9 protein-coding genes and 1 pseudogene are annotated in these 11,980 nt (G+C 62.9%); all 10 read right to left on the reverse strand.

Annotated elements, in window-relative coordinates:
* Window positions 1-29: 29 nt before the first annotated feature.
* A complete protein-coding gene (locus tag X739_RS1000000169090; protein WP_023769555.1) occupies window positions 30-1,295 on the reverse strand; it encodes an ABC transporter substrate-binding protein in 1,266 nt (421 codons plus the stop codon).
* A gap of 26 nt (window positions 1,296-1,321) precedes the next feature.
* Window positions 1,322-2,228: pseudogene (locus tag X739_RS1000000170225) on the reverse strand (carbohydrate ABC transporter permease).
* The gene (locus X739_RS162735; RefSeq protein ID WP_023792383.1) at window positions 2,225-3,223 is read right to left on the reverse strand and encodes a sugar ABC transporter permease; all 999 of its coding nucleotides are present in this window, start codon (window positions 3,221-3,223) and stop codon (window positions 2,225-2,227) included. The pseudogene X739_RS1000000170225 and the gene X739_RS162735 overlap by 4 nt, the downstream one beginning before the upstream one ends.
* Window positions 3,216-4,373, reverse strand: coding sequence for an ABC transporter ATP-binding protein (locus X739_RS162730; RefSeq protein ID WP_023792384.1), 1,158 nt, complete (start codon window positions 4,371-4,373; stop codon window positions 3,216-3,218). Before X739_RS162730 ends, X739_RS162735 begins: the two co-directional genes overlap by 8 nt.
* Entirely contained in the window at window positions 4,370-5,206 is an 837-nt protein-coding gene (locus tag X739_RS162725; RefSeq protein WP_023792387.1) for a metallophosphoesterase, read from the reverse strand. The genes X739_RS162730 and X739_RS162725 overlap by 4 nt, the downstream gene beginning before the upstream one ends.
* 138 nt (window positions 5,207-5,344) lie before the next feature.
* Complete coding sequence (locus X739_RS162720) at window positions 5,345-5,755, reverse strand: carboxymuconolactone decarboxylase family protein (protein WP_023769550.1); 411 nt, start codon at window positions 5,753-5,755, stop codon at window positions 5,345-5,347.
* 377 nt (window positions 5,756-6,132) lie between these two features.
* Window positions 6,133-7,629: a sugar ABC transporter ATP-binding protein gene (locus tag X739_RS162715; protein WP_023792390.1), complete on the reverse strand. Its 1,497-nt coding sequence runs from the start codon at window positions 7,627-7,629 to the stop codon at window positions 6,133-6,135.
* Window positions 7,629-8,684 (reverse strand): hypothetical protein, encoded by a 1,056-nt coding sequence (locus X739_RS162710; protein WP_023792395.1) that lies wholly within the window; start codon window positions 8,682-8,684, stop codon window positions 7,629-7,631. The genes X739_RS162715 and X739_RS162710 overlap by 1 nt, the downstream gene beginning before the upstream one ends.
* The gene (locus X739_RS162705) at window positions 8,681-10,804 is read right to left on the reverse strand and encodes an SMP-30/gluconolactonase/LRE family protein (protein ID WP_023769548.1); all 2,124 of its coding nucleotides are present in this window, start codon (window positions 10,802-10,804) and stop codon (window positions 8,681-8,683) included. The genes X739_RS162710 and X739_RS162705 overlap by 4 nt, the downstream gene beginning before the upstream one ends.
* A 90-nt stretch (window positions 10,805-10,894) precedes the next feature.
* Entirely contained in the window at window positions 10,895-11,920 is a 1,026-nt protein-coding gene (locus X739_RS162700; RefSeq protein WP_023769547.1) for a sugar ABC transporter substrate-binding protein, read from the reverse strand.
* Window positions 11,921-11,980 lie beyond the last annotated feature (60 nt).

Genomic DNA, 11,980 nt, shown 5'->3' on the forward strand with positions numbered 1-11,980 from the left:
CGTTGGCGCGGCGATGCCCTGGCAAGTCCTTACTGCGTCGGCAGCATGCCTTCGACGTCGCTTGCGGCGTCGCTGAGCGCTTCCTTGGGCGTGGCCGATTGGTCGACGATGCGCGACAGATTGTCGACGATCGACTGCGTCACCTTGACCCCATTGGTGCCCGGGAAGGCATACCACGGAACCATCAGCGGCATCTGGCTGAGCCCGGCCTGGAACAGCGGGTTCTTCTTGTAGAAGTCGCCGAGATAGTCGGAAGACTTTGCCGCGAGTTCATTGTTGGGAACATAGCCGGTGCCGGGCACGACGACCGATGCGCCATAAGGGCCGGCGGCGAATTTCGCGAATTTCCAGGCAGCGTCCTGCTTGGCGGCATCCTTGGTCAGGATGACCACGGCATTGCCGCCGGTTGGCAGATGGCCGTTGGCCGGATCGATCAGCGGGATCTTGGCCGTCCGCAGCGTGAACTTGTCGCCGACGTTCTTGATGGTGTTGACCAGCGCGCCGGTGGTCTGGAACTCGAAGCCAACCTTGCCGGCCGCGAAAGCCTGCTCGCCGGCCGGCTTGGTGAAGACCGGCATGCCGCCCTCCTTCACCATCCGCTGCAGGATCTCGACTGCCTTCCCGCCTTCCGGCCCGTTGAAAGCGACCTTGCTTTCGTCCTCGTCCAGCATCTTGCCGCCGGCGCCGAACAGCAGCGCCGAAAACATCCAGTCGTCACCCTGCCAGCGGAAGTCGATGCCGTCGACGCCATTGCCGAGCGCCTTGATCTTGCCGCCGAGCGCGATAACCTCGTCCCAGGTCTTGGGCGGATTGTCCGGATCACCGCCGGCGGCCTTCACCAGGTCGGCGTTGTAATACATGATCGGATTCGAGGTGGCGAAGGCGAGGCCGACCTGCTTGCCGTTGACCTGCGCCAGCTTCAGGATCGTGTCGGAGAAGCCGAGCTCAGCCATGTTGCCTTCCTTCTTGACCAGCGGGCCAAGATCGACGGCTACGTCGCGTTCGTTGAGCATGCGCAGACGGTTCAGCCCGATGAAGGTGATGTCGGGCATTTCGTCGGTGCCGGCCTGGCGAAGGATGGTCTGGATGCCTTCCTCATAGGTGGCGGACGGGCTGGCGAACTGGATCTTGATGTCGGGATTTTCTTCCATGAACTTCTTCGAGATCGTGTCCATCACGTTCTTGAAGAAGCCCGGCATCGGATAATGAACCGTCAGCGTGGTGTCGGCATAGGCCGGAAGGGCTGTCGTCAGCGAGATCGCCGCCGCTGCAAGAATCCTGGGAAGTTGCTTCATGTGCTCGTGCTCCTGGTTCGACCCGGTCAGCCTTTGAGACCGGTCATGGTGATGCCTTCGACGAAGCGCTTCTGTGCGAACAGGAAGGCAACGACGAGTGGAAGGGTGATGATCAACGTTGCGGCCATCAGCGCGCCGTAGTCGTCGCCCGCCTCGGCGGCGCGGAAATACATCAGGCCGAGCGGCGGCGTGGCGTAGGCCTGCTTGCTGACGACGATCAGCGGCCAGTAGAGATCGTTCCAGTGGGCGACCACCGAGAAGATCGCGAAGGCAGTAACCGCCGGCCAGGCGTTGGGGACGATNGTAGAGATCGTTCCAGTGGGCGACCACCGAGAAGATCGCGAAGGCAGTAACCGCCGGCCAGGCGTTGGGGACGATGACGCGCGCGACGATCCCGAGCTCGGACATGCCGTCGAGCCTTGCTGCGTGGATGAGGTCGTCGGGCATGGCGCGGAAGAACTGCAGGAACATGAAGATCGCGAACACCGAGATGGTGAACGGCGCAACCAGCGAGGTGTAGCTGTTGATGAGCGACATCCGGTCGAAGGCGACATAGAGCGGCAGCGCCGTGGCATGGATCGGTACCAGCAGGCCGAGCATCACCAGTACCATCATCAGCCGCGCGGCACGGAACTTCAGCTTGGCCATGGCGTAGGCGCAGGGAATCGCGACCAGCACCTGGAAGAAGAAGATCAGGCCGCACACGACGACGCCGTTCCACAGCAGTGTTGCCATCGGCACCTTGCTCAGCGCCTTGGCGAAATTCTCGGCGAAATAGAAATGCTGGGGAATGAGCGACAGCGACGAGGTGAAGACGTCGCTCTGCGTCTTGCCCGCGGTCGAGATCATGAAAATGTAGGGCGCGAGGATCATCAGCGCGCCGAGCGAAAGCAGCGCGAAACGGATGATGCGGCCGGCGGGCAGGCTGGTCATGTGTAATGCACCCGCCGGTCGAGTACGCGGTATTGGAGAAGCATCAGCACGACCAGGATCGCAAGGAAGACCACGGTCATTGCCGAGGCATAGCCGACGCGCAGGTAGACGAAGCCTTCCTGGTAGATGGTGAACAGCAGCACTTCGGAGGCCTTGTTGGGCCCGCCATCGGTGAGCATCTTCACGGTTTCGAAGACCTTCACCGCATTGGTGATGCTGATGGTGACGACGAACAGCGTCGTCGGCCCGAGCATCGGCCAGGTGACCAGGAAAAACCGGTCGAGCGCCGATTTCGCGCCATCGACGTGAGCAGCGGCGTAGAGCTCGCGCGGGATCGCCGTCAGACCCGCCAGGAACAGCACCATGTTGAAGCCGACCGACTGCCAGACGCCTATGATCGACAGGCTGTAGAGCACGGTGTTCGAGGCGCCGAGCCAGTTTGGGCCAGGAATGCCGACCAGAGCAAGCAGCGCGTTGAGTGGCCCGATGGTCGGGTGAAAGAGATATTGCCAGACTGTCGCCATGGCGACGATCAGCGATGCGACCGGCAGGAAATAGACGGTGCGGAAGAAACCGCGCGCACGAGGTTCGCCTTCGATCAGCAAGGCGACGCCAAGGCCAAGCACGATCGAGACCGGTGCGACGATCGCCGTATAGACCGACGTGTTCCACAATGATTTGCGGAAGGTGCGGTCGGTCAGGAGATGTGCGTAGTTCTCTAAGCCGACCAGGCGAAATTTACCATAGCCGAGCTCGAAATCGGTGAAGCCGAGAAAGATGACGGCGACCNTCTCTAAGCCGACCAGGCGAAATTTACCATAGCCGAGCTCGAAATCGGTGAAGCCGAGAAAGATGACGGCGACCACCGGCAGCAGCACAAACAGCAGCAACAGCACGATCGCCGGGGCCGCCAGCAGCCAGGCGGTGCGGTCCTCGCTGCGCCTGTGGAGGGCCGCGGCGCTCGCGACATTGCCCGCCAGCGCGACGCTAGACATAGGCGGGCTCCTGGCGTGCGGGCGCGGCGCTCGCCATGCGCAGCCGCTTTCCCTCCGGCCCGAAGACCATGGCCTGCTCGGGTGGAAGGAGGATACCCACCGGCATTCCCGCGATCAGGTCCCTCGCCTCGTGCGGCGCCAGCTTGGCGATGACGGTGTCGCCGGTCGCGTCCAGCCGGCAATGGGCAACGACTTCCGAGCCGAGGAATTCCAGACGCTCGATCCTCCCGGCAAAGCCGCCCCGCCCGCTGCGAGACAGTTTGACGAATTCGGGCCGGATGCCGAGGCTCACCGGGCCGTTCGCCACTTTCTCCAGCAGCGCCAGCCCGATGCCCAGGAAATCGACGCGGCCGCTTTCGGCGAGCGCCGGGAGGATGTTGATCCTCGGCTGGCCGACGAAACGGGCGACCTCGATATGGGCCGGATCGTTGTAGATCGCCTCGGGGGCCGCAAGCTGCAGCAGGCTGCCGCCGATCATCACGGCCACGCGGTCGGCCATCGAAAGCGCCTCGGCCTGGTCATGCGTCACATAGAGCGTCGGCACGCCGGCGCGGCGGTGCAGTTCGACGATCTCGCCACGGGCGTGCACCCGCAGATTGGCGTCGAGGTTGGAAAGCGGCTCGTCCATAAGGAAGATCGAGGGGCGTCGCACCATGGCGCGCGCCAGGGCGACACGCTGCCGCTGGCCGCCCGACATCTGACCAGGCTTGCGGTCGAGCAGATGATCGATCTTGAGTACCGTCGCCATCTCGCGGACATCGCGCGAAATGCCAGCGCGGATTTCTTTCTGGCCCGGCAGTGCGGAGCCGACCAGCGGCAGCCGCTGCGTCCGGCTCAGCCGCTTCATGGCAAGCGGAACCGCAATGTTCTGGCCGGCCGTCAGATGCGGGTAGAGCGCGTAGGACTGGAACACCATGGCGATGTTGCGATCGGCCGCGGCGACCGCCGACATGTCCTTGCCAGCAACGAAGATCTCGCCGCTGTCGGCATGATCAAGCCCGGCAAGAATGCGCAGCAAGGTGCTCTTGCCGCAGCCCGAGGGGCCGACCAGGGCGATGAACTCGCCCGCTTCGACATCGAGGCTGACGCCGTTCAGAACGGCATTGCCGCCAAAGGATTTGTTCAAGCCGCGAAGCGAGAGCGCGCTCATGACGCGACCTTCCCGCGGACCTTGTGCGCCTCGTGCGGGTAGACTTCCTCGACCACGTCATCGAGGACATGGACGGTCATGCGGGGGATCGCGACGATCTCGCTGGTGACTGTATCGTCGAATTCATGCACGACCGCGCCGAGCAGCCGCTCGCCCGGCATGTCGCGCTCCATGTCGCCGACGACGAAGGCGGCTGACGGACCCCAGACCAGCGCGGTGTTTTCGTATTTGCCTTGCCACGCCCGGTGCAGGTGACCGCTGGCGAAAAGCGCCACATCATGGGCACCGATCAGATCGTAGAGACGCTGCCGCTGTGCCGGTCGGACGCTCCAGTAGCCGGTGTCACCTTCGCCGGGCTTGTCGATGAACAGCGGCTTGTGGGCGAAGACCGCGACGCGCCGGCCGCCACGGCTTCCCAGCGCCGCACGCAGCCATTCGAACTGGGCCTCTTCCTCGGCATCATCAAAACCCATCAGCAGGCTGTCGAGGCCGATAAATCGCCAGTTTCCGGCGTTCTCCATCCAATAATCGGGGCCAACCAGCCGGCGCCAGCGCTCGAGGCGTTCCGCGTTGACCGGCTGCAAGGAGCCGGGCAGATGACCGACATCGTGATTGCCGGGCACCAGCAGCATCGGGACCGAGATTTCCCGCATCAGCTCCATGCAGAAGCCGATGTCGGCATCCTTGTCGGCGCCGTCTACGCTGAGGTCACCGGTGTGAATGACAAGGTCGGCACCGCTCTGCGCGATCCAGGCGGCCAGCGGCTGCCAATTGCCGTTGAAATGCGGCTTGGTCGGGCTGAAATGGGTATCGGTGATCTGGACGATTTTCATGTCGGCTCCACTGCGAGAGCCGGCTGCCGGAAACCCACCGGCGCGACTTCGCGTGGGTCTCCTTAGTGCCGTTACATGTCACTTCCTTAACAGGTTGGGGACAAATGTTCCCTCCCCTGCCGATAGGCTGGCTGACGGCTAGCTTTTCACCTCGAATTGCGGATCGACCGGGATCTGCATGGCCGTGACCAGATGATTGGTCTGCCCGGCGAGCCCGATGATCGACACGAGTTCGCCATGCTGCGCGTCTGTCATGCCCTTGGCCCGCGCCGCCGCCGTGTGCGAATGGACGCAGTAGGAACAGCCATTGGCGGTCGACACCGCGATGTAGATCATCTCCTTGGTGAGCGGATCGATGGCGCTGTCGGCGACCATCACCACCTTCAACTGTTCCCAGATCCGCTTCAGCGCCGGCGGATCATTGGCCAGCCCGCGCCAGAAATTATTGACGAAATCCGATTTGCGCGTGGCCCTGATGTCGTCGAACACGGCCTTCGCCTTCGGGATTTTTTCCACCTCGGCATCGCTGAGGAGTTTTGTGGTGGCCATGGCGTTTTTCCTTCATTGGATCGTCGGGTGAATTGAATCAGGCGTTGAGCAAAGGGAAATAATCGGTTTGTCCGATTCATTTTTTTGGCGCGAGAAAACCGAGGAGTTGGCCGAAGCACCTCTCCTTCGTCATCCTAGGGCGAAGCAGGAGCGAAGCAGGAGCGAAGCTCCGTCGCGGAGACCCTGGGATCCATTCCGTGACCTTGGCCATAGAGTGCAGCGCAGCAGAATTCTGCGCCGTGGCGGCGCTTCCGAGTCCCTGCATGGATCCTCGGGTCCGCCCCGCGTCGCTGCGCTCCTTGCTCCGCCCGTGGATGACGAAGGACTGAGGCTTTCGCCAATTGCCAACGCATGTGCGCCGAGCACCAGCCAACCCCCTAATGCACCGCCGCGTACATGATCTTCTCCTCCGTGGCCTCCGCCGGAGAAAACTCCTCGACGATGCGGCCTTGCCGGCAGACCAGTATCCGATCCGACAGGTTCATGATCTCCGGCAAATAGGACGAGATCACCACCACGGCCAATCCCTCGTCGGCCAGCCTGTTGATGATCTGGTGGATCTCCGCGATGGCGCCGACATCGACGCCGCGCGTCGGTTCGTCGAAAATGACGATGCGTGGCTGCTGCACCAGCCCCTTGCCGATCACCACCTTCTGTTGGTTGCCACCTGAGAGTTCGACCACGCGAGCATTATCGTTGATCGCCTTGATGTTGAGCGTCTTCGTCCACTCGGCCGATAGCGCGTACATCTCCTTCTGGTTGATCACCCAGGCCTTTTCACGGCCGGCCGCCAGCAGGCCACCAAACAGGTTCTCGGCGATGCTCATCGTCTCGAAGATGCCTTCGCTCTTGCGGTCCTCGGTGACATAGACGATGCCGTCCGCCACCGCCTCGCTCGGCACGAGATAGCGCACCGGCCTGTCGTCGAGTTCGATTGTACCGCCGCGCAAAAAATCGCGCTTGTAGATGCCCGACACGATCTTGAAGGTCTCGGTGCGGCCGGAGCCGATCAGGCCGAACACGCCGGTGATCTGGCCCTCGAAGATCGAGAAGGAGTTGTTGCGCACGACATTGCTCATCGAGATGTCCTGCACCGACAGCACCTTCTTGCCCGCCTTGCGCAGTTTCGCTTCGTCGCGCTGGCGGTAGATCTGGCCCGACAGCGTACGCCCGACCATGGCGGCGACGATTCTGTCGCGATCGAAGGCATCCGTGTCGTCGGTGATGACCAGTTCGCCATCGCGCAGGATGGTGATGCGGTCGGCAATCATCAATGCCTCTTCCAGCGCGTGGCTGATAAAGACGATCGAGACACCGCTCGCCTTCAGCCGCCGGATCAGCGCGAAGAAGTGACGCTTTTCTTCCGGCGTCAGCGTCGCCGTCGGTTCGTCGAAGATGATGATCTCGGCATTGTGGTGCACGGCGCGCGCGATCTCGACCATCTGCCGCTTGGCCGCGCCCAGCGTCGCCACCATGGCGTTCGGATCGACGGGAAAATTCAGCGACTGCAGGAACTGCTGTGCTGAAATATACGTGCCGCGCAGCCGGTTGAGGAATTTTTCAGTACCGAGATAGAGGTTCTGCGCCACCGTCATCGACGGCACCAGGCTGGTCTCCTGGAACACCATGGCAATGCCGGCCTCGAGTGCGGCATGCGGCGAGGCGTAGGCGATCTCCCGGCCCTTGTGGAACATCTTGCCGGATGTGGCATCGACTACACCGGCGATGATCTTGGTCAGTGTCGATTTACCCGCGCCGTTCTCGCCGAGCAGCGCGTGGATTTCGCCTTTGCGCAGTTCGAAGCTGACGTTCTTGACTGCAGGAACGCCGCGATAATTCTTGGTGACGTTTTCGAGACGAATAATCGGTTCCATCAGAAACCTCCCGAGGCGAGGTCGACGGCCAGCACGCAATCGCCACCCCTGGAAGCGATGAACAGCTCCCGGCCCTTTTCCGCCACGCTGCAGATACCATGGCGCGTGCCATTGGCGCGGCTGTGCAGGCTGAATTGCGGCTGCATGTTTTGATCGAGCCGGACCACCAGCCCGTAGGAGCGGCTCGGCGACCACGGCTTGTGGATACCCATGGTGCGGATACCGCCGCATTGCAGCGGTTCGAGGAAGCTGCGGCTGGAAGCCATCGCAGGCGCAATCCAGTAAGCCGGCGGCACCTGATCGATCATGTCCTGCCGGTACTGCGTCTCCTGCAGCACGAATTCGATCAATCGGTTGCGCGGCGCGAACAGGCTCAACCATGCCCCGCCATCACCGGAAGGCGAAAGCCGCGCGGGATAGCTAGGCAGATGCGTCAGCACTGTCGAGCGGTCTCCCCTCGCGCCGTCGAAGCGAACGAGTTGATGGCGCCAGCTTTCACTGACCAGCACATCCCCGCCAAGGGGATGGAGCCCATAGGGAAAGGCAATGTCGCCGGCCACCTTGCGGAACTCGCCACCCGCCGCGTCCCGTTTCCAAAGCGAACCGGACGCGCCCTTCTTCATCAGATCGGCGGCCCATTGCGACGGCGTATGCTCGGCCGACCCGTTGGCCAGCCACAGCGCACCGTCCTCGGCGTAGGCAAGAGCGGTGATGCAGCTGACACCGGCCGGCAGCGAAACATTCCTGCCGCCCACCAGCAGCTTGCCGCTTTCCAACCCGACCGTCAGTTCGCCCAATGGCGAGAGCGCCAGCGCGGTAATTGGGGACGCAAAGTTCTCGACCACCTTGGGTGCGGTTCCGGCGGCAAGCGAATAGATGGCGTTGCCGCTGGAGGCCAGCAGCCCGCCATCGGCAACCAGCAGATTGTCCGCTTCGGTCAATCCGACAAAAGCCGGCGCATCGTCGAGCAGCGTGTTGGGACGGAAGGCGCCGTCGAGCGGCGGGATGGTCACCGCCTTGCCGCGAAACATATCCAGGATTGGGTCGAGGATCATGGCTGCGCTCCCCAATACGAGGCGGGGCTGGTCCAGTTCGGGTCGGCGCCGGAAACCTTGTAGCGGCCGATGCGATTGTTGAGGATGCCGCCGACGAACAGATATCCCTTGTGCTCGCGCATCGAGGTGACCATCGGGTGCGCGCCGCCCGTCAAATCGCCCATCGCCTCGACGATACCGCCCTTCTCGTTGAATTTCACCACGCCGCCGGTGTTGATGTTGGGGAACAGCCATTCGTCCTGCGGCAGCCGGCGCGTCATGCGCTTGCGCATGTCGGGGTGGCGCAGCGACAGGTCGAAGCTCGGCGTGCGCATGCCCAGCCACGCCATCCAGTAATTGCCGTCCGACGCCCGGTTGATGTTGTCGGGATAGCCCGGCATGTCGCGAATGACGCATTCGGCGGTGCCCGCCTTCGGCCCTTCGAGCCAATAGCGATGCACCCGGCAGGCCCAGCTTTCGGCGAAGAACAGCGACTTGCCGTCATGCGCCATGCAGACACCATTGGTGTAGCGGTAGCCATCGAGCAGCGTCCTTGTCGAGCCGTCCCTGGGATCGTAGACCAGCAGACGGCCGGTGGCGCGGTTCTCGATCGAGTCCAGCGCCCAGTCATGCGCGTCATAGCGCTTGGTCGAGTCCGTAAAATAGATGCGGCCGTCCGGCGCGATATCGCAATCATTGGGATCGCGCAGCCGCGCGTCGTCGACGATCGAGGTCCAGGAACGTGATGTCTCCGCCGACAGCCTTTTGACCGCGCGATCCGGAGAGACGGAATAGAGTCCCATCGCGCCGACGCAGCTGATCAGATTGCCCCCTTTGTCAAAGGCCAAGCCCAGCGGAAAGCCGCCAATATGGGCAAACACCTCCGACCTGACATAATCCGGCGCGAAGAAGCGGACGATCTCGCCATGGCGCGTGCCGCAATAGAGATTGTCGTCGCGGTCGAGGATGACGTCTTCCGGCCCTTCCAGTTCGCCGAGCCCGATATGGTCGGCCGCCGACAGCCGGTTGTCGAGCGCGTAAGGCGTGCCCGAGCCCGGCACCGCTGACTGGGTTTCGCCCATCCTGAGATAGACCGGCGCGACATAGACCTCGTTCAGCACCTTGTGGCGGTTCTTGAGCCAGCGAATGTCGATGGTCACCGCCACCGCTAGCATGATGCCAAGCACCATCTGGTTGGTACCGGTGCCATAGCCCAGCCGGATCAGCCCGTTGGTCATGGTCAGCACGATGATGGCGCCCATTAGGCCCTTGATCACCGAGCCGCGCCCGCCGCCGAGGCTGACGCCGCCGACCACCGCCGCCGTCAGCGCCATGATCTCGAGATTGAGGCCGGTGCCCGGCCCTGCCCCGCTCAGCCGGCAGGCGATGAGAAACCCGCCGATCGAGGCGCAGAAGCCGGAAAAGACATAGGTCATGAACACGGTACGGCGCACCCGGATGCCGGCATTGTGCGCCGAGCGCCGGGAGCCGCCGACCGCCAGCACGTGCCAGCCGGGCCGCGAGCGCGTCAACGCGATATGGGTCACGATGGCGAGGATGATCGCGAGCCACACCGAGACGGACAGGCCCCAGAAAGTGCTGTCGCCGATGAAGTCGAGCACATCGGACGTAGCGGTCGAAAGCTGCACATCGGCGGCATAGGTGGTGACCAAGATGTCGAACAGCGCCCGCCCGAAGATGAAGGTCACCAGCGTGGTGAGGAACGCACGCAGCCTGAGATAGCCGACGAGGTAGCCGTTGATCGCGCCGAACACGAGGCCGGTGGCGAGCGAGGCGGCCAACGCCAGCCAGATTGACTGTTCGAGGATGAAGAAGACATAGACGGCGGAAAAGCAGGACAGCGCGAAGATCGAACCGACGGAGAGATCGATGCCGCCGCCCAGCATCACCACCGTCATGCCGGTGACGACCATCGAAAACTCGCCGAGCTGGCGCGTCGATTCCTGCAGGGAAGAGAGCTTGAAGAAGCCCGGAATGATCGAGCCGAAGGTCGCCAATGTCACCACCAGCGCCAGGAAGGGAATGGCGTTGTCGGTCCAGCGCTTGGTCAGTATCTCGCCGACGAGATGGTCGGGCACGAGATTGTAGCGCCAGGACTGGAGGCGTTCGCGAAAGCTCATCAGGTCACTGCTGCCAGGTCTGGGGCCACAAGAGAAAGAGGTGATCGGACAATCCGGCCACCTCGTCGATATCGGTTGCGGACGATCAGCTTACTTCGCCGCCGCTTCGGCCTGCAGCGCCTTCAGGTCCCAGCAGCTGTCGGGCTTGAGGTCGGCCTTGGTCGTCGCCTTCTCCAGCGTGTAAATGTAGGTGTGGGAGGTGCCGGCCGGCTGGCCGCTCTGCAGCAAGAATTTGATGATGGCGTTCATGTCGCCCGACTGGCGGGCAAGATCGGTCATCACCACGGCGCCATAGGTGCCATCGTTCAGCTTGTCGCAATCGGCCGCCTTTTCGCCGCCGCCGGTGGTGACCAAAAACACCTTGCCGTCGAGCTTGGCGTCGCGGATCGCGGCCGACGCGCCGGTGGCATCGCCATCCCAGAAATCAATGATCGAGCAGATGTCCGGGTTCTGCTGCAGCATGGTCGTGGTCACGTTGCGCGAGGTCGTCGCATCCCAGTTGGAATCAGGCTTGGCCACGACCTTGTAGTCGGGATGCTTATCCAGCACCTTCATGATGCCGGCATATTGGTAAAGGCTGGAGGAGTTGGCCTGGTCGCCCTGCACCAGCCCGATCTTCTTGGACGAGTTCTCGCCGCAGCCCTTGATCGCGGCTTCCGCCTCGAGCTGGCCGAGCCGGTCCCAGTCGCTGCCGACGAAAGCATCGGCGGGAAAATTCGCCGGATTGTCGACCAGGATCACATAGGTGCCGGCGGCCTGCGCCTTCTTCATAAGCTTGGAATAGGAGTTGAGGTCCGGCGCATGGATGATCAGCACATCAGGTCTGGTGTCGGACGAGATCGCGTCCGTGATCGCCTGCGCGCCGGCATCGACGACCCAGTTGGGATCGCGCGTTTCGAACGTGCCGCCCCAGGCTTCGACTTCCTTCTTCAGATAATGCGACCAGCCCTGCGCCAGGTCGAAGCCCATCGCCAGCGGCACCAGCATGACGCGCTTGCCTTTCAGCGCTTGTGCATAGGCAGCGGGGCCTGGATCGTCGGCGGCGAAGGTCGGCGCCACGAAGGCGGTGACGGCCAGCGCCGTGGCCGCCGCCATGAGTGTTCTGATCAGTTTCATGTCTCATCCTCTGGTTCGGTTTTCATTGCCGGCCGATCGTCGCGATCGCCCCGGGTACCC

This window comes from Mesorhizobium sp. LNHC209A00, from assembly GCF_000502915.1.
Lineage (GTDB): Bacteria > Pseudomonadota > Alphaproteobacteria > Rhizobiales > Rhizobiaceae > Mesorhizobium.